This window comes from Thioalkalivibrio sp. ALD1 (assembly GCF_000381245.1).
GTDB lineage: Bacteria > Pseudomonadota > Gammaproteobacteria > Ectothiorhodospirales > Ectothiorhodospiraceae > Thioalkalivibrio.
In genome coordinates this window covers 497,049-522,250 of the sequence record NZ_KB906241.1, presented here as the reverse complement: position 1 = coordinate 522,250, position 25,202 = coordinate 497,049, and the positions used below count along the sequence as shown (strand labels likewise).

The following is a 25,202-nucleotide window of genomic DNA, read 5'->3' as shown; positions in this document are numbered from 1 at the left end:
CGGCTTGATGCGGTTCGCTGCGCTCAGCGCATCCTACGGAGCTACCGAGCACCGCAGGGTGCAAAGAGCACATGCGAATTGCGCCGTGAGTGCGGGATCGGGCTAGGCGGGGCGGCCGGCCTTGAGGCGGTCGAGGCGCAGGCGTTCACGGGTGTCGAACAGGCGGCGGGAGGCGAACCAGACCGCGCCCAGGGTGCCGAAGCCGGTGCCCGCGGTGATCAGGAACATGATCAGGATCTGGTACTTCACGGCCTCCACCGGCGGGGCGCCGGCCAGGATCTGGCCGGTCATCATGCCCGGCAGGCTGACGATGCCGGCGGCGGCCATGGCGTTGATGGTCGGCATCAGGCCGGAGCGCGCGGCCTCGCGACGCATGGTCGTGACCGCTTCGCTCCAGGAGGCCCCCATCGCGAGCCGGCCCTCGATTGTTCGGCGCTCGCGCCAGACGGTCTGCGTCAGGCGGTCCAGTCCCAGCGCGATACCGGTCATGGTGTTGCCGAGCAGCATGCCCAGCAGCGGGATCGCGTATTGCGGCTCCCACCAGGGGGTCGGGCCGACCATGGTGGTCAGTGCCAGCACCGTGACCGCGAATGCCGAGATGAACATGGTCACGGTACCGATCCCGTAGCCCCACAGCCCGGCGAAGCGGCGCTGCTGGCGCGCCATCACCTCGTAGCCGGCCACCGCCAGCATGATCACCGCCATCAACGCCACCCAGCCAAGCTGGGCGTGGTCGAACAGCGTCTGCAGGATCAGCCCGACCAGCAGCAGCTGGATCACGGTGCGCGCCCCGGCGATCAGCAGGCTGCGCCCCAGGCCCATGCGCGCCCAGACGGTCACCCCGGCCAGCGCGACGACCAGCAGCGCCGCCAGCGTCAGATCGAACGGGGAAAGCGAGATCAGCTCCATGCGGGGGCCTCCAGCTTGCCGTTGCTGATGGTCAGGATGCGTCCACCGAGGCGCTGGCGTTGCAGCGTGTCATGGCTGACCCAAAGGGCCGCCGCCTCTTCCTCCGCCAGGTATGTGCGTACCGCGCGCTCGATGCGCCTGGTGTTCTCCAGGTCGAGGTTGGCGGTGGGCTCGTCCAGCAGGAGGACGCGTGGATGATTCAGCAGCGCCCGCAGAAGACCCAGGCGCTGCTTCTCGCCGCTGGAGAGCCGCTCGACCTCCCAGTGCAGGGATTCTTCCGGGAGTGCGACCTGCTCCAGCAGGTGCAGCGCCGTCTCGCGGGAGAAGTCGGCGGGCAGGTGCTCGTCCACGCGTTCGCTCCACCAGGCGGTCTCCGCCGGCACATAAGCAACCTGCCGGCGCCACTGCACCGGGGGCATCGAGTCGCGGGGCGCACCGGCCAGACGGACCTCGCCGGTATTCGGATCCAGGTCCGCCAGCGCGCGCAACAGCAGGGACTTGCCGGAGCCCGAGGCACCGGTAAGCTGCACCAGCTCGCCGGGCTGGAGTTGCAGTTCCAGCGGGCCCAGGTGGGCCGTTTTCAGCTCATGTGCTTCGAACAGGCGATCCATGCTGGCGGTTCCGGTCAGGCGAAAGCGGAATCGTAACCGAACCCGCGGGGGTTCGCGGGGGGCAAAAAAAGAGGGCGCCGGGGAGGCGCCCTGAAAGCCAACATCCTTGAGTCCTGGGAGACTGTTGCTGTCGGCGTCGGAGGAGACACTTTGGGGGTTCGACCCGGCCCTCCGGGCCGAACCCCTACTCGCGTTTCGAGCGTTTACTGCTTCCCGGTGAATTCCGGGTAGGCCTCGAGGCCACACTCGGTGATGTCGGCACCGATCTCCTCGTCCTCTTCGCTCAGGCGAATACCCATCACGGCCTTCAGGATGGCCCAGACAATCAGGGATGCCGTGAAGACGAAGGCGAAGATGGCGAGCAGGCCCGCGATCTGGCCGAAGAACGTCGCGTCCGGGTTGGACAGCAACACGGCCATCACACCCCAGATACCGGCAGTACCGTGCGCGGAGATCGCACCAACCGGATCGTCGATCTTCAGCTTGTCCAGCGCGACGATCGAGAAGACCACGATCACGCCACCGATGGCACCGATGATCATCGCCAGGAACGGGCTGGGCATCAGCGGCTCGGCCGTGATGGACACCAGGCCCGCGACCGCGCCGTTCAGTGCCATGGTCAGATCAGCCTTGCCGAACACCAGACGGGTGGTGATCAGGGCGGCGACCACACCCCCGGCCGCGGCCAGGTTGGTGTTGGCGAACACGGCGGCCACGGCGTTGGCGGACTCGATGTCCGAGACCTTCAGCTCGGAGCCACCATTGAAGCCGAACCAGCCCAACCACAGGATCAGCACGCCCAGGGTCGCCAACGGCATGCTGGAGCCCGGGATCGCGTTGATCTGACCGTCCTTGCCGTACTTGCCCTTGCGCGCCCCGAGGAGCAGCACACCGGCCAATGCCGCGGCGGCACCCGTGAAGTGGACGATGCCGGAACCGGCGTAGTCGAGGTAGCCGATCTGGTCGAGGAACCCTTCACCCCAGCTCCAGAAGCCCTGGATCGGGTAGATGAAGCCGGTCAGCACGACCGCGAAGGCCAGGAAAGCCCACAGCTTCATCCGCTCGGCCACGGCACCCGAGACGATGGACATCGCGGTGGCCACGAACACGACCTGGAAGAAGAAGTCGGCACGATCGGAGTAGTAGATGTCGCCATCGCTACCCAGTACCTCGCCCACGGCATTGTCGCCGGTGATCAGGAAGCCCAGGCTCGGGATTACGGAGCTCAGGCCATCGCCGTACATGATGTTGTAACCGATCAGCATGTACATGATGCTGGCGATCGAATACAGGGCGATGTTCTTGGTAGCGATTTCGGCGACACTCTTGGTGCGCACCATCCCGGCCTCGAGCATGGTAAAGCCCGCGGCCATCCACATCACCAGTGCACCGGCCACCAGAAAATAAAATGTGTCCATCGCATAGGCGAGTTCGACAACTTGTTGTTCAATTTCCATGATTGAAATTCCTCATTCGATGGAAGAGGGAAAACCCTTAAAGGGCCTCCGGGCCGGTCTCGCCCGTGCGAATACGCACGACCTGCTCCACCGGTGTGATAAAGATCTTGCCGTCGCCGATCTTGCCCGTACTGGCAGACTTGGAAATGGCCTCGACCACCTGATCGACCAAGTTCTCGTCGACAGCCACTTCCAGTTTCACCTTGGGCAGAAAATCGACCACGTATTCGGCTCCGCGATAGAGCTCGGTATGGCCGCGCTGACGACCAAAACCCTTTACTTCGGTCATGGTCATTCCTTGCACGCCGATCTCCGAGATCGCCTCGCGGACATCATCAAGCTTGAACGGCTTGATCACGGCGGTAATCATCTTCATGTCGGACTCCTTGAGCGGGTCCACCAAAAGGCGGACCCGCAGTTACTTGAGGGGAAAAGCCGGGTTTAGAACGTCTTGGTCCAGCCCACCCAGGCGCCAACGTCCTCGTCGGACTCATCGACGTATTCCAGGTTGAAACTGAACTCGCCCCAGTCACCGGCATCGCGGGTGAGGCTCGCGGTGTAGTGGGTGTAGTTGTCGTTTTCGTCGGTGTCGTCGAAGGTCTGGCGGCCGACCAGGAAGCCGACGCTGTAGACATCCATGAACGGGATATCGAGGCCGCCGTAGTAGTACGTATCCTTGCGCTCGAGCGCCGAGTCGGAGCTGTCGGTGACGACGTGTGCGATACCGCCATAGAGGCCTACAGGGCCGGTGTCGAAACTCAGCTCGCCGTAGATCTCGCCGAAATCGGCGCTCAGGGAACCGGTGTCGTCACGGGCATCGGGGTAGGCGTAGTAGACGTAGCCGACGTCGTAGCCAAGACCGTTTTCGAAGTCATCGGCGAACCCAAGATAAAGATCCAGCTCGTAACTCGTGTCGTCCCCGAAGTCGACATTGGAGACCCAGGTTCCGGTATAAAATCCGGATGCGTGTTCGTAATCTATGCCACCCTGGATCGCGGCACCGTCATCCGTTTCAGAACCACCACGGAAGTAGTAGTTGGAGACCGCCCCGATGTTGACGGAAAGCTCCGCGGTGGCGGTCGAGGTAAAGACCACGCCACCGGTCGAGCCGACAGTGACAATGGCGGCGGCCAGTGCGGAACGAGTGAACTTCTTCATGTTGTGTTCTCCCAGTTGTGCAATTGAGTGTCGCGTAGTCGACACCCGGTCCTTGCACGGGCCGTGCCACATCGGGAAAACGGAGCCAGATCGGCTTTTCACAACACCTGTTGCAGGCGAACGACGCTCGCGCGCACGAAAGTAGTGCGCACTAAAAGTGCACACGCACCATGTTGGGTCAGAGAATGAGGAATCTGTGACCGGCCGCACGGCCGGCACCGAAACGGACTAAGTCAGGAACAGGCGTAAGGGGATCAGGCGGAGGCTGGCAGGGTGCCGCGTTCGACCACGATGCCGACCTCGGCCACACCGGCAACCGCACCGGGCTTGCCCAGTTCGATGCGCACCCAGGGGGTGCGGAACTCGGCCATCAGGGCCTCCGCGACCTCCTCGGCCAGAGATTCCAGTAGCGCGTGAGGCTCGCGCGTGACGATCGCGCGCACGGCGTTAGCCACCGCCTCGTAATCGACCGTATCGGTGATCTCGCCCGAGTGCGCGGCGATGCGCGTATCAGTAGCCAGCTGGATGTCAAAGCGCAGGGGGCGCTGGATGCGCTGTTCCCAGTCATAGACACCGACGACGGCATCAATGCGCAGATCCTTGAGGTAGATTCGATCCATCCCGTACCTTCGCGGTCCGGCCCTGGCGGCCGGCGCCTATCGTACTGGCTTGCCCACGGCAGGTACACCGAACCGTTATCATGACGCGGCACCTTCCCAAGGACATTCCTGATGCCCGAGCGCTTTCACGATCTGCCGTGGCCAGATAACCCGGATGGGTCGCCCCGAAAGGTGGGCGTGGAGATCGAGATGGCTGGCGTTTCGCTCGAGCGCATGGCGGAGGCGATCCGCACCGAGTTTGGCGGCCAGGTGCGCTGTGACAACCCGTTCGTCGCCCGGGTCTGCGATACGGACCAGGGCGATTTCCAGGTCGAACTGGACGCCCGGGTACTGAAGGACCGGGCCTATCGCAGCCACCTGCGGCGGCTGGGCATCGAACTCGACGACACCGACGAGGCCGCGCTGGACCGCTGGCTGGCCGATGCCGCCGGGCGCCTGGTACCGCACGAGATCGTCGCACCACCGATACCGGCCTCGGCACTTCCCCGCCTGGACCGTGTACGTGCCGTACTGCAGGAAGCCGGTGCCCTTGGGACCGAGCGCTCGTTGCTCTACGCCTTCGGGCTGCAGCTCAATATCGAGGTCCACAGCACCGATGCCGCCTGGATCCTTGATGTCCTGCGGGCCTTCCTCCTGCTGTACGAGGTGCTGACGAACGCGGGCGAGATCGACCTGGCCAGGCGCCTGTCGCCCTACATCCGCGCGTTCCCCGGCACCTTCGTCCGCGAGACCCTGAACCCGGACTTCCAGCCGGGCCAGGGGGGACTGATCGACCATTACCTCGCACACAACGCCACGCGTAATCGGCCGCTGGACATGCTTCCGCTGTTTGCCGAGCTGGACCGGGACCGCATCAACGCCGCCCCGGTGGAGCATGAACTGATCAAGGCCCGGCCCGCGTTCCACTATCGCCTGCCCAACTGCGAGATCGACGACCCCGAATGGAGTCTGGCCCACCCCTTTAACGGCTGGGTCGAAGTGGAACGGCTCGCCGCGGACCGGGAACGCCTGCAGCGGATGAGCCGCGAATACCTGGAACGTCCCACTCAGGCACTGGGTCGCTGGGCCGATGACTGGGCCAGGAGGCTGCGTGGCTGGTTCTGAATACGAGGCCCTGAGCGACCCCGAGCCGGCGCGGCGTCCAGTCGTCGCGATCACCGGCCCCGACCAGGGTGGAGGCCCCGCCTGGCTGTTTACCGCGCTGGCCGTCTGGCGCGCCGGCGGGCGCCCCCTGCGCGTACGCCCCGGCAAGCCGCGCCCCCATTGCGCGTTCGACGCACTGGTGGTCGGGGGCGGTGCGGATGTCGATCCCCAACTGTACGGGGAGTCGCTGCCTCAGGGCCCGAACCCGGAGGCCATTCGCGGCGCGGAACGCCGCCTGTCGCAACGACTGATCGGGTACCTGTTCTACCCCGCGCTCTGGCTCCTGAGGCGGCTGTTCCAGTCGCACGGCGGCGTACTGGACGTGGAGCGTGACCGGCTGGAAAAGGCATTGATCCATCGCGCGCTGGACGAGCACCGCCCGGTACTGGGCATCTGCCGCGGGATGCAGCTGATCAACGTGGTGCGCGGCGGGACGCTACAGCAGGATCTAGCCGAGTTCTATGTCGAGACCCCGCAGGCGCGCAGCCTGCTTCCGGTCAAGCCGGTCATGCTCGATAGCCGCAGTCACCTGGCCCAGATACTGGGCGAAGGCGCGATCCGTGTGAACGCGCTGCACAATCAGGCGGTGGACAGGCTGGGCCGGGGGATGCGCATCGTCGGACGCGAGGAGACGGGCGTCGTTCAGGCGATCGAGGCCGAGCATGGCTGGTGCATCGGCGTGCAATGGCACCCAGAATACCTCCCACAAAAACGCCGCCACCAGCGCCTGTTCCGGGCACTGGTGGCCGCCGCCCAGCCGCTGTGATCAGGCTTCCAGCGCCCGTGCCGGGCCAAAGAACTCGAAAAAACAGCGTTCCTCGGGCACGCCAAGCTCGCGCAGCTGCTGGCGAACCTGCCGCATGAACGGCGTCGGCCCCAGAAAGTACACGTCGACCTCGGTGCGATGCGGGAGCCACTCGGCGAGCTTGTCCCGAGTCAGGAAGCCGGTCGCGTCGGCGGCATCCTCGTTGGCAGGCTCGCTGTAACAGAAGTACGGACGCAGGTGATCGTGCTCCCGTGCCCGCGCCTCGACCTGCTCGCGAAAGGCATGGACCCCACCGTGGCGGGCGCAATGGATGAAGTGCACCTGGCGTCCGGCCTCCAATGCCGGGTCCAGCATGGCCATGGTCGGGGTAATCCCCACGCCCGCCGAGATCAGGGCCAGCGGACGATCGCTTTCGCGCAAGACGAAATCTCCGGCCGGCGGGGTGAGTTCCAGTACATCGGCCTCCTGGATGCGGTCGTGCAGAAACCGAGATACCCGGCCTTCCGGCTCCCGTTTCACGCTGATGCGCAACCCGTGCGCGCCCGGCGGGATAGAAAGCGAGTAGTTTCGGCGCAGCTCTTCGCCATCAATATCGACCTTCAGCCCGATGTACTGGCCGGGCTGGAACGGGGGGACTGGCCCGCCGTCCTGGGGCTCCAGATAGAACGAGGTGATCTCCTCGCTCTCCGGCACCTTGCGCCGCACGACAAACGAACGCAGTCCGCGCCAGCCGCCCGCCTGCGCCTCGGCCTGCTGATAGGCATCCTCCTCGGCAGCGATCAGGATATCCGCCAGCTGCTGGTAGGCCGCACCCCAGGCCTCCAGCACGGCATCGGTCGCGATCTCCTCGCCCAGCAGCTCGCGCATTGCCCGCAGCAGGCACTCGCCCACAATCGGGTAGTGCTCCGGCTGCACCTGTAGCGACACATGCTTGTTCACGATCTGCCCGACCAGCGGGCCCAGGGCCTCCATCTCGTCGATGTGCCGCGCGTACTGCAGCACCGCATTCGCCAGCGCCCGCGCCTGCTGGCCGCTCGCCTGATGCGCCTGGTTGAACAGGGGCCGCACCTCTGGGTAATCGCGAAACATAATGCTGTAGAAGTGGCGGGTCAGGTCTTCGCCCCCGGATTCCAGGATGGGGACGGTCTTCTGGATAATGGACTTGTGGTCGTCCGACAGCATGTATCTCTCCTTATGTTGTATTGTGTGTGCAGCTTTATACGGGAGCGGCAACCCACCGTCAAACGCCGTATTTCTAACGCACCTTAAAGCCGGGTACCGGCACCTCAGGCGCCTGCCTCTGTCACGGTGGTAAACTGCGCGGCCGCATTCCTGAACAGCCAGAACTGCCATGGATACCCATACGGCCCATTCCGTAGCCCATGTCCTGATCGAGGCGCTGCCCTATATCCAGCGCTTCGCGGGCAAGACGATCGTGATCAAGTACGGCGGCAACGCCATGACCGAGGACCACCTGAAGGCCTCGTTCGCGCGCGACATCGTGCTGCTCAAGCAGGTGGGCGTGAATCCGGTGGTGGTGCATGGCGGCGGGCCGCAGATCGGCCAGCTGCTGGAACGGCTGGGTAAGCAGACGGAGTTCGTCAACGGCCTGCGTGTGACCGACCGTGAGACCATGGACGTGGTGCAGATGGTGCTCGGCGGGATCGTGAATCAGGAGATCGTCTCGCTGATCAACCGCTTCGGCGGGCGCGCGGTGGGCCTGACCGGCAAGGACGGCCAGATGATCCGCGCAAACCCGCTGCGCGATTACGGCGCCTCGGAGGGGCAGCCCACCGTGGACCTGGGCCATGTGGGCGAGGTCGAGGGCGTGGACCCGGCGATCGTGCATACCCTGGACGAAAGCGACTTCATTCCGGTGATCGCGCCGATCGGCTTCGACCGCGACGGCAAGGCCTACAACATCAACGCCGACACCGCGGCCGAGAAGCTCGCGGTGGTGCTGGATGCGGAGAAGCTGTTCCTGCTGACCAACACCCCGGGTGTACTGGACGGCAACGGAAAACTACTACCCAAGCTGACGGCCCCGGAAGTGGACGAGATGATCCGGGACGGGACGATCCACGGCGGGATGATCCCGAAGATCCGCTGCGCACTGGATGCCGTGCGCAGCGGCGTCAACGCCACGCATATCGTCGATGGCCGTGTGGAGCATGCCGTGCTGCTGGAACTCCTGACCGACGAAGGTGTGGGGACCCTGATCAGCCGCTAACGACAGTTTCTAACCGTCGCCGTCCATTACAAGCCGCTGATAATCCTCGCGGTCCAGGTCCAGCCGCTGCTGAATGGCAGACAGGCGGTCTTGCTGCCCCTGCCGGTAGGCACGTTCGCGCGCAATGCGTTCTTCCAGGTCATCAAGCTGGGCCTTGAACCGCTCCCGTGACGACGCCGATTCGCTGTCGGCATACTGCTGACGGATACGTTCGCGTTCCCGCAACAACGTCGTTTCCTGCGCCTCGGAACGCGCGATATCCCCGCCGATAGCGGACTCGCGGCGCGCACGAAGTTCCTCGATTTCCTCAAGGTTTTCGTAGGCCTGTCTTAACTGATGCGCGCGCGTGGCCCGGTCGGCCCGGGCCTGGCGCGCGGCCTCCAGTTCCTGCTGCGCCTGCTCCTGTTCGGCGCGGGCCTGCTCGCGCTCCTCGAGGGTGGGGGGAGCAGGTATGATCTCCCGCATAAGACCACGGGAATCAAACACGCGCCGCTCGCGCTGGCTGGCCTCTGGCTGTGGGGTGTTCGAGTAATGCACCGTGCCGTCATCATCGACCCAGCGATAGATTTCCGCATGAGCCGGCAGCGCCAGCACCAGCGCCACCAGGCCCCAAAAAACGCCGCGCCGCCACACGGAATCGCGCTTTCCGCCCCCTGACATGACCATACTCGAACACCTCGGCCTGCTCTTCATCGCCATCCTGGCGAATGGATTCTCCGCCCTTGCGGGCGGCGGGGCCGGCTTGTTGCAGTTGCCGGTCCTCATATTTCTGGGGCTCCCCTATCCCGTCGCCCTGGCCACACACAAGATCGCCACCGTTGCGCTTGGCGCCGGGGCCAGTCTGCGGCACCTCAAGCAAAGCACATTCGAACCGGCTCGCCTAGCCGTCATTCTTGCGGCCGGTCTTCCCGGGGTGCTGATCGGTGCGTGGCTGGTGCTGGAAATCCCCCCGCGGGCCGGCGAGATCGCCCTGGGCCTGCTGACCGTCGCCCTGGGCTGGTACTCCTGGCGCCGGCCACAGCTGGGCCAGGCCGTGCGCGAGACGGACAAGACCCTGCAACACGCCCTGATCGGAGCGCTGGGCCTGTTCATCATCGGCATCCTGAATGGCTCGCTGGCCTCCGGCACCGGGCTCATGGTGACGCTCTGGCTGGTGCGCTGGTACGGCATGAGCTACACCCAGGCGGTCGGTTACACAATGGTACTGGTGGGGCTTGTCTGGAATGGCGCCGGGGCACTGCTGCTCGGCACCTTCGGCACGGTCCAGTGGGACTGGCTGCCGGCACTGCTGATCGGCAGTTTTATTGGCGGCTATCTGGGGGCAGCACTGGCTCACCGCTACGGCAATCGGCTGGTGAAGCGCACCTTCGAGGTGGTCACCGTGCTGACCGGGATCGCGCTGCTGGCACCGGTGCCCTGATCAAGCGCGAAAGCACACACGAAAAGAAGCCCCGCACGAGGCGGGGCTTCGGTTAGCGGCACATCCAGCCAGCGGTCAGGCCGACTTGGCCTCGCGTTCGGCCTTGGCTTCCGCCTTGGCCTCGTCGCTGTCGTCGTAGCCGATATTCGGCGCGAGCCAGCGCTCGGCCTCCTCGAACGACATGCCCTTGCGCTGGGCATAGTCCTCGACCTGGTCGCGGTTGATCTTGCCCAGACCGAAGTAGCGCGACTCCGGATGGGCGAAGTACCAGCCAGACACGGCCGAGACCGGCAGCATCGCGTAGCTCTCGGTGAGCGTCATGTCCGCATGCTCGTCGGCCTGCAGCAATTCCCAGAGCGTGCCCTTCTCGGTGTGCTCGGGGCAGGCCGGGTAGCCCGGGGCCGGACGGATGCCCTGATACTTCTCGTCGATCAGGTCCTCGTTTTCAAGCGCCTCGTCCGGGACATACCCCCAGTAGTGCTTGCGCACGTACTGGTGCATGCACTCGGCAAAGGCCTCCGCCAGACGATCCGCCAGGCTCTTCACGAGGATCGCGTGGTAGTCGTCGTTGGCCTTCTCGAACTCCTCGGCCTTGGCATCGACGTCACCACCGGCGCTGACCGCGAAGGCCCCGATGTAGTCGGGACCGCCGACGTCCTTCGGCATCAGGAAGTCAGCCAGCGAATGGCTGGGCTGACCACGGCGCTTCTCGGTCTGCTGACGCAGGTGGTGCAGCTTCGTCAGCACCTTCGATCGGCTCTCGTCGGTGTAGACCTCGATATCGTCGTCATTGACGGTGTTCGCCGGGAAGAAGCCGACCACACCGCGCAGGGTGGCCCACTTCTCCTCGATCATGCGATCGAGCATTTCCTGGGCATCCTTGAACAGCTTGCGCGCCTCTTCGCCCACCTTCTCGTCGTCGAGAATGCGCGGGTAGGCGGCGTGCAGCTGCCAGGAGTGGAAGAACGGCGTCCAGTCGATGAAGTTCTTGACCTCGTTCAGGTCGAAGTCGTCGAAGCGCAGCAGCACGGAGCCGTCGCCATGCGGGTGCAGCAGCTTCGGCTCGCCCGGCAGCTTGTCGGTCTCCAGTGCCTTCGGCTTGGTCGGGGAGTAGCTCGACCAGTCGATCTGCGGCTTGTTGGAACGCGCCTTTTCCAGCGAGAGCCACTGAACCTTCTTCTTGCGGCCGGCCGTCTGGATCCGCAGCTTCTCGTACTCCTCGCGGATCTCGGCGGCGTAGTTCTCGCGCAGCTCGGGGCTGATCAGGCTCTGCGCCACACCCACCGCCCGCGAGGCGTCCTTCACCCAGACCACCGGGCCGGAATAGTTCGGTTCGATCTTCACCGCGGTGTGGGCACGCGAGGTGGTGGCTCCGCCGATCATCAGCGGGGTCTTCATGCCTTCGCGTTCGAGATCGGCGGCGAAGTTCGCCATCTCCTCCAGCGAGGGGGTAATCAGGCCGGACAGACCGATCACGTCGACGTCGTGCTCCCTGGCCGCCTTCAGGATCTCGGCACCGGGCTGCATGACTCCGATATCGATGACCTCGAAGTTGTTGCACTGCAGCACCACACCGACGATGTTCTTTCCGATGTCGTGGACGTCGCCCTTAACAGTGGCCATCAGGATCTTGCCGTTGTTCTCGGTGCCGGTCTTCTCGGCCTCGATGTACGGGATCAGATGGGCCACGGCCTTTTTCATCACGCGCGCGGACTTGACCACCTGCGGCAGGAACATCTTGCCCTCGCCGAACAGGTCGCCGACCACGTTCATGCCGTCCATCAGCGGGCCCTCGATCACCTGGATCGGGCGGTCGTAGGCCTGGCGCGCCTCTTCGGTGTCATCCACCACGTAGGTGTCGATACCCTTGACAAGCGAGTGCTCGAGGCGCTTGGTGACGTCCCATTCGCGCCACTCGAGGTTCTCTTCCTTCTTGCCGCCGCCCTGGCCCTTGTACTCCTCGGCCAGATCGAGCAGCCGCTCGGTCGAATCGTCGCGACGGTTCAGGACCACGTCCTCCACCGCTTCCTTCAGCTTTTCGTCGATGTCGTCGTAGACCGCCAGCTGGCCGGCGTTCACGATCCCCATGTCCATGCCCGCCTTGATGGCGTGGTACAGGAACACCGCGTGGATCGCCTCGCGCACCGGTTCGTTGCCGCGGAAGGAGAACGACACGTTGGACACGCCGCCGGAGACCAGCGCGTGCGGCAGGTCGTTCTTGATGCGGCGGGTGGCCTCGATGAAGTCCACGCCGTAGTTGTTGTGCTCCTCGATACCGGTCGCGACCGCGAAGATGTTCGGGTCGAAGATGATGTCCTCGGCCGGGAAGCCGACCTTCTCGGTCAGCAGCTTGTAGGCCCGGGTGCAGATCTCGACCCGGCGGTCCTCGTTATCGGCCTGGCCGTCCTCGTCGAAGGCCATAACCACAATCGCGGCGCCGTAGCGGCGGCACAGCTTCGCCTGTTCGATGAAATTCTCCTCGCCCTCCTTCATGGAGATCGAGTTGACCACCGGCTTGCCCTGCACGCACTTCAGGCCCGCCTCGATGATCTCGAACTTGGAGGAGTCGATCATCACCGGGACACGGGCGATGTCCGGCTCGCCGGCCAGCAGGTTGAGGAAGCGGACCATCGCGTCCTGCGACTCCAGCATCCCCTCGTCCATGTTGATGTCGATGATCTGGGCGCCGCCCTCGACCTGGTTCAGCGCGACTTCCAGCGCGACGTCGTATTCCTCGTTCTGGATCAGCCGCAGGAACTTGCGCGAGCCGGTCACGTTGGTGCGCTCGCCGACGTTCACGAACAGCGAGTCGTCGGTGATGTTGCACGGCTCGAGGCCCGACAGACGGCAGGCCGGGGCGATCTCCGGCACCTTGCGCGGCGGGTGCTTCTCCACCGCCTCGCGCATCGCGCGGATGTGCTCCGGCAGCGTGCCGCAGCAGCCGCCGATGATGTTCAGCATGCCCTGCTCGGCCCAGGGGCCGACGTCGTCGGCCATCTGCTCCGGGGATTCGTCGTAGTCACCGAACTCGTTTGGCAGACCGGCGTTCGGGTGCGCGGAGACATGGGTGTCAGCAATGCGCGACAGCTCTTCCACGTACTGGCGCATCTCTTTCGCGCCCAGCGCGCAGTTCAGGCCGATGGAGACCGGGTTCGCATGACGCACCGAGTTCCAGAAGGCCTCGGTGGTCTGGCCAGACAGGGTACGGCCGGAGGCGTCGGTGATGGTCCCGGAGATCATGATCGGGAGGTCCTTCCCGAGCTCGTCTTCCAGAGTCTTCACCGCGAAGATCGCGGCCTTGGCGTTCAGGGTGTCGAAGACCGTCTCGATCAGCAGCAGGTCCACGCCGCCCTCGACCAGGGCCTCGGCGGCCTCCTTGTAGGCATCGACCAGGGTGTCGAAGTCGACGTTGCGTGCGCCCGGGTCGTTCACGTCCGGGGAGATCGACGCGGTGCGGTTGGTCGGACCGAGGATGCCGGCGACAAAGCGCGGCTTGTCCGGGGTCTTCTCCGTCCAGGCGTCGGCGGCCTTGCGCGCGAGCTTCGCGGATTCGCGGTTCAGCTCGGGGACCAGGTCCTCCATGTGGTAGTCCGCCATCGCGATGCGGGTACCGTTGAAGGTGTTGGCCTCGATGATGTCGGCGCCGGCCTCGAGGTAGTCGTTATGGATCTGCTCGATGATGTCCGGACGGGTCAGCGACAGCAGGTCGTTGTTGCCCTTCAGGTCGGACTCCCAGTCCTTGAAGCGCTCGCCGCGATAGTCGGCCTCCTCCAGCTTGTACAGCTGGATGGTCGTGCCCATCCCGCCGTCCAGGATCAGGATGCGCTCTTTCAGCGCCTTCTCGATGTCATTTCGCGTTGCCGTCATGTGCGGTACACCATTGTGTTGAATGGATTCATGGTCGTGGCCGGGCGTTCACGCCCGGCGGGAACCCTACCCCGGGACAGAGTTCCGGATTGTGCTGTACAGGTCCGGCCTCCTGTTTTGCGCCGGTCGCGAGTCGTGTCACGATAGCCATATGCAGGAGCACCCGATCCGTTGGTTTGTTACGGCCCCGCAGGCCTGTCCCTATCTGGACGACCGCGAGATGCAGAGCCTGCTGGTCGACCCCGCAGTCAACCTGGGCGGGGCACGCTACGGGCAACTGCTCGCCGAAGGCTTTCGCCGCAGTGGACAGTTCGTCTATCGCCACCACTGCCCGACGTGCGCGGCCTGCGTGCCGGTGCGTATCCCCGTCGCGGACTTCGCGCCCAACCGCAGCCAGCGCCGGTGCCTGAAACGCAATCATGATCTCGCGGTCACGATTACACGGCCACCGGACCAGCCGGGGCATACCCCCTGCGCGGATCTGGACGAGCACATGCCGCTGTTCTCGCGCTATCTCGCCCATCGCCATACCGGCGGCGGCATGGAACGCATGGGGCGCGACGATTACGCGGGCATGCTCAGCCACCGCAACGGTCCGGTGGATATCCTCGAATTCCGCCGGGACCACACCCTGGTGGCCGTTGCACTCACCGATCGCACCCCGCAGGGGCTGTCGGCCATGTACAGTTTTTTCGATCCGGAGACCCCGGAACGCGGACTGGGCACCCTCGCCGTGCTTACGCAGATCGCGCATGCCCGGCGGCTGCGCCTGCCGCATGTCTATCTCGGGTACTGGATCGACCAGGCCCCGAAGATGGCCTACAAGACCCGCTTCCGGCCCATCGAGGGCCGGGTGGGCGGAGTCTGGAAGCGTCTGACGGCCTGCGCATAGCGGCCGACGGACACCCCCGGCCGGCTTACTCGCCCGGCTTGCGGAAGCGGAAGATGCCCCAGGTCAGATAACCCGAGTTGCCGCCATCCACCCAGTGCTGAAGCCCCTGCTTCATGCGGTCGATGTAGTCCTGGGAGATATAGCCACGCAACTCCTCTTCACGCGACTCCAGTTCCTGCTTCACACGACCATAATGCGTCGCGATCTGGTTGGAGTGCTCCTCGAAGCTGACCTCGTAGAGTCCCGCTTCCTTGGCCGCCTCGCGATAGAGCGAGGGGCTGGCCAGCGAGTCGAGGTGGATGCGGGCCAGGATCGGATCAAGCACGCCATCCGGGCAGTTGTCGGTCTGCATCGGATCAGTGAAGATCAGCCAGCCACCCGGCTTCAGCACGCGCGCGGCCTCCTTGATCACTTCCTTTTTCTTGTCGTTCTGGCTGTGCAGGAACGAGTCCTCGGACCAGACGACATCGTAGGAGGCATCCGGCTCGTCGACCTTCTCGAAGGAGCCGTCGACCACGGTGATCTTGTGGTCGAGATGACGCGCCTTGTTGATCTCGCGATCGCGCTCGTTCTCCTTCTCGGAGAGGTTGAGCGCGGTTACGTCACAGCCGTAGTTCTCGACCAGATAGCGGGCCACGCCACCATAGCCGGCGCCCATGTCGAGCACGCGCCATTCCGGCTGCGGCTCGCCGAGCAGGTCGGACATGTGCGCGACGGTGCGCCGGCTGGCGTCACCGATCGGCTCGCCCTGGTACTCGTACATGCCGATGTGCAGGTCTTCGCCACCCCACACCAGCTTGTAGAAGGTATCGGCGTCTTCGCTGTTGTAGTAGTCGCGCGCCGTCTCGACGACGTCGGAATACTGAGTGCTCATCGGTTCTCGTCCTCGATGTAACGCTTGTCGGCGACGTGGATGAAGAAGTCCGGATCCGTCTCGCGGTAGGTCTCGATCTGCTGGAAGCCGACCTCGCGCATCAGGCGACGCACATAGGCCTTGCGCAGCGGGAACATGTTCAGGAAGTACTCGGAGCCATCCGGGAAGCGGTACTGGAAGCGGGCCAGGCCTTCATCCACATGCGCCGGCTGCACCTGAACGTCGTCGCCACAGTAGTAATACGTATGCTTGGACGAGTAGCCGTGGTCCATGATGGTGTCGTAGTTGCGTTGATCGAGGATCAGCACGCCATCGTGGTTCAGGGCGGAGTAGAACTCCGCCAGGGCCTTGCGGCGGTCGTGTTCGTTGAACAGGTGGGTAAAGGAATTACCCAGGCAGACCACCGCGTCGTAACGGCCGTAGATGTCGCGGTTCAGCATGCGCCAGTCGGCCTGCACGGTGCGCAGGATGTGGCCTCGCTTGCGACCGTTCTCGAAGGCCTTGGCCAGCATCTCCGGGCTGCCGTCGGCAGTGACCACATCGAAACCCGCCTCGCGCAGCTGCACGGAATGGAAGCCGGTACCGGCCGCCACGTCCAGCACGCGCTTGGCGCCGCGCTTTTTCAGCTCCTCAATAAAGAAGGTGCCTTCGCTCTTGGCGCGGTTGTCCCAGTCGATCAGGTCATCCCACTTGTCAACAAAACCGGTGGTGTACTCGTTGCGATAGTTCTCGGTATCGCGACGCTCGGTCGGCTTCTCGCCGAAATCCTGATCATTCTTGATGTTCGCGGACATGCTGATTCCTCTTGGCTGTGCTGCGTTATTCACGCGGTCCAGCCGACCTTCGGCCGGACCGCCGGAACCAAGCCCACCGGACGCCGTCGCGCACCTCGCTCGGGCGGCACATCGACGATGATCCGGACCGGGCTGACTGCGCCCGGCGATCAGGCGTCCTCTCCCGCAGGCGCGTTGTCGGGCAGCGCCTGCGGCCGGCCGAAGCCGGTTTTCCCTCGCATCCGAAGGGCAGTCGAGCCCGGATGCCGAACCGTGGTCTGGCGGATCCAGCCGCCTGGTTCGGGGAAACGGTAACGGCGCCTCGCAACGCGTCGGGTCGCGGGCGATTGGTTCCGAAATCGTTTTTATACCCTGAAGGTTTTGCACAAAAATTACAAGTTGGCGGCCGCCATGGGGCGCTCGCGCACGGGCCACCCGGCCGGGCGAGCTTCGCTATAATGGGGGTTTTGATCCGATTCCAGAGGCCCCCCGAATGACCGCCAGCCGCCCCGTCCGCCGAGCCCTGCTGTCCGTATCCGAAAAGACCGGCGTGGTCGAACTCGCACGCGCCCTGCACGAGCGAGGCGTCGAGCTCCTGTCCACCGGCGGCACCTCGCGGCTGCTGGCCGAACAGGGCCTCCCGGTAACCGAGGTTTCGCAGCACACGGGCTTCCCCGAGATCATGGACGGACGGGTCAAGACCCTGCACCCGCGGATCCACGGCGGCCTTCTGGGGCGGCGCGATGTCGATGCCGCGGTGATGGCGGAGCAGGACATCGCACCGATCGACCTGCTGGTGGTCAACCTGTATCCGTTCGAGGCCACCGTCGCCCGTCCCGGCTGCACGCTGGCGGAGGCGATCGAGAACATCGACATCGGCGGACCGGCGATGCTGCGCGCGGCGGCCAAGAACTATCGCGACGTGACCGTCGCCACCAGCCCGGACCAGTACGGCGCCATCGTCGACGCCCTGACCGAGCACGGCGAGGTCCCGGCGCATCTGCGTTTTCGCCTGTCGGTGGCGGCCTTCGACCATGTCGCCCGCTACGACGCGGCGATCAGCAACTACCTCTCGGCGCTGGACGAGAACGGCGAGGCGGAACTCTTCCCGGGTCAGCTCAATGCCACCTTCGAGCGTGTCGAAGCCCTGCGCTACGGCGAAAACCCGCACCAGCGCGCCGCGTTCTATCGCGATCCCGCGCCGGCACCCGGCTCGCTGGCCAGCTACCGCCAGCACCAGGGCAAGTCCCTGTCCTACAACAACCTGGCCGATGCCGACGCCGCCTGGGAATGCGTGCGCCAGTTCGAGGCCGGGGCCTGCGTGATCGTGAAGCATGCGAACCCCTGCGGCGTGGCCGTCGCCCCGACCCAACTGATGGCCTACGAACGCGCCTTTCAAACCGACCCCACCTCGGCCTTCGGCGGCATCATCGCCTTCAACCGCCCGCTGGACGGCGACACCGCGCACGCGATCATCAGCCGCCAGTTCGTGGAGGTAGTCATCGCCCCGGAGATCACCCCCGGTGCACTGCGTGCCCTGTCCACGAAGAAGAACGTGCGGGTGCTGGAGATCCCGCCCGCGGCGACCGCCCCGGGCCTCGACTACAAACGCATCGGCGGCGGGCTGCTGGTGCAGGATGCCGACCGTGGCTCGCTCGGCGATGTGGATTTGAAGACCGTGACCGCCCGGGCGCCGTCGGAACAGGAAACCAAGGACCTGTGCTTCGCCTGGCAGGTCGCGAAGTACGTGAAATCGAACGCGATCGTCTATGCGCGTGACGAACAGACCATCGGGGTTGGCGCCGGGCAGATGAGCCGGGTCTACTCCGCACGGATCGCCGGCATCAAGGCAGCCGACGAGGGCCTGCAGGTGGCCGGCTCGGTGATGGCCTCGGACGCCTTCTTCCCGTTCCGCGACGGGATCGACGCGGCCGCCGAGGCCGGCATCACCGCTGTGATCCAGCCGGGCGGCTCGATGCGCGACGAAGAAGTGATCGCCGCCGCCAACGAACACGACATCGCGATGCTGTTCACCGGCATGCGCCACTTCCGCCACTGAGGTCCGTGATGAACGTACTCGTTATTGGCAACGGCGGCCGCGAGCATGCCCTGGCCTGGAAACTCGCCCAGTCCCCACGCGTGCAGCGGGTGCTGGTCGCCCCCGGCAACGCCGGCACCGCGCGCACGGACAAGTGCGAGAACCACGCGGTGGACGTCACCGACATCGATGGCCTGCTGGCCCTGGCCGAACGCGAGGACATCGCGTTCACCGTGGTCGGCCCGGAGGCACCGCTGGTTGCCGGCGTGGTGGATGCCTTCCGCGCCGCCGGGCGCCGCTGCTTCGGCCCCACGGCAAAGGCCGCGCAGCTTGAGGGCTCCAAGAGCTTCGCGAAAGACTTCATGCAGCGCCACGGCATCCCCACCGCCGCCTACGGCAGCTTCGAGGACGAGGCGGCCGCGCTGAACTTCATCCGGGCCCACGGGGCGCCGATCGTGGTCAAGGCCGACGGCCTGGCCGCTGGCAAGGGCGTGATCCTGGCGCAGACCGAGGACGAGGCCCGCGCTGCGGTGCGCGACATGCTGGCCGGCAACGCCTTTGGCGAGGCGGGCCATCGTGTGGTGATCGAGGAGTTCCTGCGTGGCGAGGAGGCGAGCTTCATCTGTATGGTGGACGGCGAGCATGTGCTGCCGCTGGCCTCCTCGCAGGACCACAAGGCGCGTGACAACGGCGACCAGGGTCCGAACACCGGCGGCATGGGTGCCTACTCGCCGGCCCCCGTCGTCACGGACGAGTTGCATGCGCGCATCCTGCGCGAGGTCATCGAGCCAACCGTACGCGGTATGGCCGCCGACGGCGAACGCTACACCGGCTTTCTCTACGCCGGCGTGATGATCGACGCCGACGGCAACCCGAAGGTGCTGGAATTCAACTGCCGCTTCGGTGACCCGGAGACCCAGCCGATCCTGAGCCGCCTGGAATCGGACCTGGCCGACCTGATCGAGGCGGCGCTGGACGAGCGACTGGACCAGATTGAGGCGCGCTGGGATGCGCGCGTGGCCCTGGGCGTGGTACTGGCGGCCGGCGGTTATCCAGGCGCCTACCGCAAGGGCGACGTGATCACCGGCCTCGAGGCCGTGGAGCACGACCCCGAGGCTTATGTATTTCATGCCGGGACCGCAACACGCGAGGACGGCTCGGTCGTAACCGCGGGCGGGCGCGTGCTTTGTGTAGTAGGCCTCGGGAACGATGTGCAGTCTGCACAGCAAAAGGCCTACGAAGCCGTGCAACGGATCCACTTCGAGGATATATACTGCCGGACCGATATCGGCTATCGCGCCGTCGCTCGCAAGGGGTAAACCCGGGGCGGCGGCTCAAACTTTGATCCTGGAGACCGCCTGATGGCCGCCCCCGAAGTAACGCACCTGCCCCACCTCCCCAATGATGTGGAGGGCCTGCGGCAATCGATCCGTGATGCCGTCGTTCGCGTAGTGGGAGAAGACCCGCGCCAGGCCACCGACCGTGACTGGATGGAGGCCCTGGCCTTCGCCATCCGCGAGCGCATGGTCGAACGTCGCCTGTTGACTCGGCGCCAGTTCGCCGAAGAAGACGTCAAGCGCGTCTATTACCTGTCGATGGAGTACCTGATCGGGCGCATGCTCGAGGCGAACCTGCGCAACATGGGCATCCTCGACGAGGCGCGCCAGGCGATGTCCGACCTCGGCGTGGACCTCGGCAAAATCCTGGACCTTGAAGACGATGCGGCTCTGGGCAACGGAGGTCTCGGTCGGCTGGCCGCCTGCATCCTGGAATCGCTGGCCACCCAGGGCTACCCCGGTTATGGCTACGGCATCCGCTACGAATACGGCATGTTCCGCCAGGAGTTCGAGCCCTACCGCCAGGTGGAGCACCCGGACAACTGGCTGCGCTACGGCAACCCCTGGGAGTTTCCGCGCTCGGACCGCAAGTTCTCGATCCATTTTTACGGCTACGTGGTCGAACACCACCACCCCAATGGCGAGACCCGCTACACCTGGGAAGACGGGGAGGAAGTCCTGGCCATGGCCTACGACTATCCGACGGCGGGCTATGGGCGACGCAACGTCAACAATCTGCGCCTGTGGGCCGCGAAGGCGACCCAGGACTTCGACCTGCGCTACTTCAACGAAGGGGACTATATCCGGGCGGTCGCGGACAAGAACCAGTCCGAAACCATCTCCATGGTGCTGTACCCGAACGACGCCACCGCGATCGGCAAGGAACTGCGCCTGAAGCAGGAATACTTTTTCGTTTCCGCCTCGCTGCAGGATGCTCTCGAACGCCATCTGGCGCTGGGCTACCCGCTCGACGCCCTGCCGGACAAGGCCGCGATCCAGCTGAACGATACCCATCCGGCGATCGCCGTAGCCGAACTGATGCGGCTGCTGATCGACTGCCACGACCTGCCCTGGGATCGTGCCTGGGATCTCACCCGGCGGACCCTTGCGTATACCAACCACACCCTGATGCCCGAAGCGCTGGAGACTTGGCCGGTACCACTGATGCAGCATGTGCTGCCGCGCCACATGGGCATCATCTACCAGATCAATCACGACTTTCTGGAGGAGGTGCGGCACCGCTACCCAGGCGACAATGAACGTCTGGAGCGCCTGTCGATCATCGACGAGGAAGGCGAACGCCGGGTCCGCATGGCGCACCTGGCGGTAGTCGGCTCGCACCACATCAATGGCGTGGCCGCACTGCATACGCGCCTGCTGCAGGAAACCCTGTTCGAGGACTTCTACCAGCTCTGGCCGGAACGCTTCGTCAACGTGACCAACGGCGTGACGCCGCGGCTGTGGATGATCCAGTCCAACCCTGCGCTGACCGAGCTCCTGGGACGCCGCATCGGCAACGACTGGCAATACGACCTGGAGCGCCTGCGGGCCCTGGAACCCTACGCCACCGATCCGGAGCTACAAAAGGAGTTCATGGCGGTAAAGCGGGCCAACAAGGTCCGGCTCGCAGAGCTGGTTCGCGAACGCACCGGGGTTGAGTTGAACCCGGATGTGCTGTTCGACGTCCAGGTGAAGCGCATCCACGAATACAAACGCCAACTGCTGAAGTTGCTGCACGTGATTGACCTGTACCGCCGCATCCGTGCCGGCGAGGACGTCCCGTCGCGCGTGGTGCTGTTCGGCGGCAAGGCAGCCCCGGGCTACGCCCGCGCCAAGGCGATCATCCAGGTGATCAACGAGGTGGCCGATATCGTGAACCATGACCCGGCCGTCGGCGATCGCCTGAAGTGCGTGTTCTTCCCGAACTACGAGGTCAGCGCCGCCAGCATCATCATTCCCGCCGCGGACATCTCCGAGCAGATCTCCACTGCCGGCTTCGAGGCCTCCGGCACGGGCAACATGAAGCTGGCCCTGAACGGGGCCCTGACCATCGGCACGTTGGATGGCGCCAATATCGAGATCCGCGATGCCGTCGGCGACGAGAATGTCTTCATCTTCGGGATGACCGCCGACGAGGTTGTGGAACACCGCGCCAGCGGCGAGCAGCCGTCCGCCATCCTGGAACGTACACCCGGCCTGGCGGCTGCCGTGGACATGATCGAGTCCGGGTTCTTCACCCGCGACGATCCGGAGACCCACCGCGATCTCGGGCGCTACCTGCGCGAGGACGACCCGTTCTTCGTGCTGGCCGACTATCAGGCCTACGCGGAGGCCTGCGATCGAGCGGACGCCCTGTATGCGGATACGTCTGCCTGGGCCGAGGCGGCGATCCACAACGTCGCGCGCATGGGCTTTTTCTCCATCGACCGCACTGTACGCGACTACGCCAACCAGATCTGGGACATCATCCCGGAGCCGGTGACCCCATCCAGGACCAACGGCGCCGCATGATGGCGCACCTTCGTCAGTGCGCGGAAGGCTCCGGGGCGATGGCGCTGTAGATCGCGGAATAGTCGGCATCCGCCAAGCCGCGATCCTGCGCCTGCTCCAGCAGCTGCGCCAGAAGCGGCAGCCATGGACCAACGAGCTGCGCGTCCTCGGCGGCGCGATCGACCAGGCGGACGTCCTTCAGCAGGTGCTTGACCGGGAAATTCGCCGTCCCGAAGTCGCCGGAGAGCATCTTGTCCAGTTTCTTGTCGAAGGTCGGCGCATACAGCGCCGACTCACGCAGGATGTCCATGAAGGTATCGACGTCCGCCCCTTCACGGCGGACCAGCCCGAGACTGAGGGAGAAGGCGGCGGTGAGGCTGGCAATCAACTGATTGAACGCAAGCTTCAACGCCGCACCCTGGCCCACCGGGCCGACATGCCGCGGGTTCTCGCCCAAGGCGGCCAGCAGCGGACGGGCCCGCCCGAAATCCTCCGCCGCATCGGCCCCGGCCATGACCAGCAAACGCCCTTCGCGCGCTTCCGGAATCGACCCCAACACCGGCGCCTCGACGTAACAGGCCCCGGAACGGCGCAGGTGCTCGGCCAACTGGCGGCTCTCCGCCGGCAGGATTGTCGCCATCTGGATCACGCAACGCCCGTTCAGCGCGCCTTCCGGCAATGCCCCCAGCACCGACCGGATTGCGGCGGCGTCGGAAAGCATCAGCACCAGGGTGTCGGCCCCTGCGACGGCGATCGCCGGCTCGGTGTGGACCGTCACCCCCTCGCTGGCCAGGTCACTGGCTCGCTCTGACGTGCGGTTGTACGCCTCGACGGCAAAACCGGCGCGCAAAAGACGCAGGCCCATGGGTTGCCCCATGAGCCCGCAGCCCAGCAGCGCCACGCGCGACGCAGCCATAAAACACCTCCTCCTACTTGATCTTTTCGTCCAGGTCTTCCGAATACCCTAAAAGGGTATGCGGAGGGGGGGCCTCTTTCTGGTACTTGGTCGGGGTCAAGGCCTCGGTTTGATGCAGGCTCTTCCACAGGCCGATTACCATCACCAGCATCACGACCGAAAATGGGAGACCGACACTGATCGCAGCGGCCTGCAACGCGGCAAGACCTCCAGCCAGCAACAGGATCGAGGCAACAACCCCCTCAAGGATCGCCCAGTAGACCCGCTGGGTTACGGTCGGGTTGCGTACGTCACCCGACGCCAGCGTGTCGATGACCAGGGAGCCTGAGTCCGATGAAGTCACGAAGAAGGTCACGATCAGAACGGTAGCCGCGGCCATCACCAGCACGGCAAACCAGTCCCACAACGGCATGGCCTGGATGGTCGCGAACAGCGCGGTGGAGACGCTCTCCTCGACTGCACCGGTCAGATCGGCCACGCCGCCCAGTTCGTAGCTCATCGCGGTTCCACCGAACACGGCCAGCCAGACGAAGGCGGCGGCGGTCGGGGCGAGAAGCACACCGGCCACGAATTCACGGATCGTGCGCCCGCGCGAGACACGGGCGATGAACATACCGACATACGGTGCCCAGGAGATCCACCAGCCCCAGTAGAAGATGGTCCAGGCAGTGGCCCAGCCGGTTTCGTCGATGGTATCCGCCCACAGACTCATCTCGGGCAGGTGCTGCACGTAGTTGCCGGTCGACTCCACCAGCACACGCAGAATGAACAGTGTCGGCCCCATGATCAGGAGCAGCGCGACCAGGAGCGCCGCCAGTCCGATATTAAAGTTGGACAGGCGTTTGATCCCGCGGTCGATCCCCAGGGCAACGGACCCCACCGCGATCAGGGTGATGATCGCGACCAGGGTGATCTGCATCTGCGTGGATTCCTCGATCCCGAACACGAAATTCAGGCCCGAGTTTATCTGCATGACCCCAAGGCCCAGCGAAGTAGCCACCCCGAACATGGTCCCGAACAGGGCCAGGATGTCGATCAGATGCCCCCAGGGCCCATAGATGCGGTCACCGATGAACGGATACAGCGAGGAGCGGATCAGCAACGGCAGGTTATGCCGGTAGGCATAGTAGGCCAGCGACAGGCCGACGACGATGTAGATCGCCCAGGCGTGCAACCCCCAGTGAAAGAAGGTATAGCGCATCGCCTCGGCCGCGGCCTCGCTGGTTTCTCCCTCGGCATGCGGCGGACTCAGGTAATGGTACATCGGCTCGGCGATGCTCCAGAACAGCAACCCGATGCCCATGCCCGCGGAGAAGAGCATCGCGAACCAGGCGGCGTAACTGAAACGCGGCACCTCGAACTGGTCCCCCAGCCGTATGGCCCCATAGCGCGAAAACATCAGGTACAAAGAGAAGACGAGGAAGATCGTCACCACCAGCATGTAATACCAGCCGAGATATTCGGAGATGCCGGTCTGCAACTGCTCGAAAATGACTTCCGCCCGCTCCGGGAACAATGCCCCGAACAGCACGAACACCGTGATCGCAAGGGTGGAAACCCAGAACACCGGGCTGCAGATCACGCCAAACCCGGCGATCCGGGTCTGGTTCAGCCCCGGGCTCGAAGACGACTCTTCCATGCTTGGCTCCCCTATTCTTGTGTTGCATTCGGACGCCGCACCGGCGTGTTCGGCACACATCG

The 25,202-nt window shown here is 64.9% G+C and carries 21 protein-coding genes; 8 read left to right on the top strand and 13 right to left on the bottom strand.

What is annotated here, in order from left to right:
- Positions 1-102: 102 nt before the first annotated feature.
- From fetB to folB, 6 genes are all read right to left on the bottom strand, one after another.
- Positions 103-909, bottom strand: a complete 807-nt coding sequence (fetB, locus tag F623_RS0102450) for an iron export ABC transporter permease subunit FetB (RefSeq protein ID WP_018860881.1) — start codon at positions 907-909, stop codon at positions 103-105.
- Positions 900-1,520 carry an ATP-binding cassette domain-containing protein gene (locus F623_RS0102445; protein WP_018860882.1) on the bottom strand — a complete coding sequence of 207 codons (621 nt, stop codon included), beginning with the start codon at positions 1,518-1,520 and terminating at the stop codon, positions 900-902. The genes fetB and F623_RS0102445 overlap by 10 nt, the downstream gene beginning before the upstream one ends.
- A 203-nt stretch (positions 1,521-1,723) precedes the next feature.
- The gene (locus tag F623_RS0102440; RefSeq protein WP_018860883.1) at positions 1,724-2,977 is read right to left on the bottom strand and encodes an ammonium transporter; all 1,254 of its coding nucleotides are present in this window, start codon (positions 2,975-2,977) and stop codon (positions 1,724-1,726) included.
- 37 nt (positions 2,978-3,014) lie between these two features.
- Positions 3,015-3,353, bottom strand: a complete 339-nt coding sequence (locus F623_RS0102435) for a P-II family nitrogen regulator (protein ID WP_012981610.1) — start codon at positions 3,351-3,353, stop codon at positions 3,015-3,017.
- A 65-nt stretch (positions 3,354-3,418) separates the two neighbouring features.
- Positions 3,419-4,135, bottom strand: a complete 717-nt coding sequence (locus F623_RS0102430) for a TorF family putative porin (protein WP_018860884.1) — start codon at positions 4,133-4,135, stop codon at positions 3,419-3,421.
- A 254-nt stretch (positions 4,136-4,389) separates the two neighbouring features.
- Entirely contained in the window at positions 4,390-4,755 is a 366-nt protein-coding gene (folB, locus tag F623_RS0102425) for a dihydroneopterin aldolase (RefSeq protein ID WP_017926523.1), read from the bottom strand.
- Between the two features lie 111 nt (positions 4,756-4,866).
- On the opposite strand from folB, the gene F623_RS0102420 reads away from it, so the two are divergent.
- Together F623_RS0102420 and F623_RS0102415 are read left to right on the top strand one after the other, a co-directional pair.
- Positions 4,867-5,859 (top strand): amidoligase family protein, encoded by a 993-nt coding sequence (locus F623_RS0102420; RefSeq protein ID WP_018860885.1) that lies wholly within the window; start codon positions 4,867-4,869, stop codon positions 5,857-5,859.
- A 10-nt stretch (positions 5,860-5,869) separates the two neighbouring features.
- Positions 5,870-6,664: a gamma-glutamyl-gamma-aminobutyrate hydrolase family protein gene (locus F623_RS0102415; protein WP_026278599.1), complete on the top strand. Its 795-nt coding sequence runs from the start codon at positions 5,870-5,872 to the stop codon at positions 6,662-6,664.
- Here the strand turns inward: F623_RS0102415 and hmpA are convergent, their stop codons facing one another.
- Positions 6,665-7,846, bottom strand: a complete 1,182-nt coding sequence (gene hmpA, locus F623_RS0102410; protein ID WP_018860887.1) for an NO-inducible flavohemoprotein — start codon at positions 7,844-7,846, stop codon at positions 6,665-6,667.
- 169 nt (positions 7,847-8,015) lie between these two features.
- On the opposite strand from hmpA, the gene argB reads away from it, so the two are divergent.
- Complete coding sequence (argB, locus tag F623_RS0102405; RefSeq protein WP_018860888.1) at positions 8,016-8,894, top strand: acetylglutamate kinase; 879 nt, start codon at positions 8,016-8,018, stop codon at positions 8,892-8,894.
- A gap of 9 nt (positions 8,895-8,903) precedes the next feature.
- On the opposite strand, the gene F623_RS0102400 is transcribed toward argB, so the two are convergent.
- The gene (locus F623_RS0102400) at positions 8,904-9,560 is read right to left on the bottom strand and encodes a DUF4124 domain-containing protein (RefSeq protein ID WP_018860889.1); all 657 of its coding nucleotides are present in this window, start codon (positions 9,558-9,560) and stop codon (positions 8,904-8,906) included.
- Here F623_RS0102400 and F623_RS0102395 point away from each other — a divergent pair.
- Complete coding sequence (locus tag F623_RS0102395; protein WP_018860890.1) at positions 9,553-10,314, top strand: sulfite exporter TauE/SafE family protein; 762 nt, start codon at positions 9,553-9,555, stop codon at positions 10,312-10,314. The two genes, F623_RS0102400 and F623_RS0102395, sit on opposite strands and share 8 nt — an antisense overlap.
- A 75-nt stretch (positions 10,315-10,389) precedes the next feature.
- Here the strand turns inward: F623_RS0102395 and metH are convergent, their stop codons facing one another.
- Positions 10,390-14,181, bottom strand: coding sequence for a methionine synthase (gene metH, locus F623_RS0102390; RefSeq protein WP_018860891.1), 3,792 nt, complete (start codon positions 14,179-14,181; stop codon positions 10,390-10,392).
- A gap of 151 nt (positions 14,182-14,332) precedes the next feature.
- Between metH and F623_RS0102385 the strand changes: the two genes are divergently transcribed.
- On the top strand, positions 14,333-15,073 hold the full coding sequence (locus F623_RS0102385) for an arginyltransferase (protein ID WP_018860892.1): 741 nt from the start codon (positions 14,333-14,335) through the stop codon (positions 15,071-15,073).
- Positions 15,074-15,098: 25 nt separating this feature from the next.
- Here the strand turns inward: F623_RS0102385 and F623_RS0102380 are convergent, their stop codons facing one another.
- On the bottom strand, positions 15,099-15,947 hold the full coding sequence (locus F623_RS0102380) for a methyltransferase domain-containing protein (protein ID WP_018860893.1): 849 nt from the start codon (positions 15,945-15,947) through the stop codon (positions 15,099-15,101).
- Positions 15,944-16,741 carry a class I SAM-dependent methyltransferase gene (locus F623_RS0102375; RefSeq protein ID WP_019572142.1) on the bottom strand — a complete coding sequence of 266 codons (798 nt, stop codon included), beginning with the start codon at positions 16,739-16,741 and terminating at the stop codon, positions 15,944-15,946. Before F623_RS0102375 ends, F623_RS0102380 begins: the two co-directional genes overlap by 4 nt.
- A gap of 472 nt (positions 16,742-17,213) precedes the next feature.
- On the opposite strand from F623_RS0102375, the gene purH reads away from it, so the two are divergent.
- The 3 genes from purH to F623_RS0102360 are packed head-to-tail and all read left to right on the top strand — an operon-like array spanning position 17,214 to position 22,606.
- Positions 17,214-18,779, top strand: coding sequence for a bifunctional phosphoribosylaminoimidazolecarboxamide formyltransferase/IMP cyclohydrolase (gene purH / locus F623_RS0102370; RefSeq protein WP_018860894.1), 1,566 nt, complete (start codon positions 17,214-17,216; stop codon positions 18,777-18,779).
- An 8-nt stretch (positions 18,780-18,787) separates the two neighbouring features.
- On the top strand, positions 18,788-20,077 hold the full coding sequence (purD, locus tag F623_RS0102365; RefSeq protein ID WP_018860895.1) for a phosphoribosylamine--glycine ligase: 1,290 nt from the start codon (positions 18,788-18,790) through the stop codon (positions 20,075-20,077).
- Positions 20,078-20,119: 42 nt separating this feature from the next.
- On the top strand, positions 20,120-22,606 hold the full coding sequence (locus tag F623_RS0102360; RefSeq protein ID WP_018868090.1) for a glycogen/starch/alpha-glucan phosphorylase: 2,487 nt from the start codon (positions 20,120-20,122) through the stop codon (positions 22,604-22,606).
- 13 nt (positions 22,607-22,619) lie between these two features.
- Here the strand turns inward: F623_RS0102360 and F623_RS0102355 are convergent, their stop codons facing one another.
- Together F623_RS0102355 and F623_RS0102350 are read right to left on the bottom strand one after the other, a co-directional pair.
- The gene (locus tag F623_RS0102355) at positions 22,620-23,501 is read right to left on the bottom strand and encodes an NAD(P)-dependent oxidoreductase (protein ID WP_018860897.1); all 882 of its coding nucleotides are present in this window, start codon (positions 23,499-23,501) and stop codon (positions 22,620-22,622) included.
- Positions 23,502-23,514: 13 nt separating this feature from the next.
- Complete coding sequence (locus F623_RS0102350; protein WP_018860898.1) at positions 23,515-25,140, bottom strand: BCCT family transporter; 1,626 nt, start codon at positions 25,138-25,140, stop codon at positions 23,515-23,517.
- Positions 25,141-25,202 lie beyond the last annotated feature (62 nt).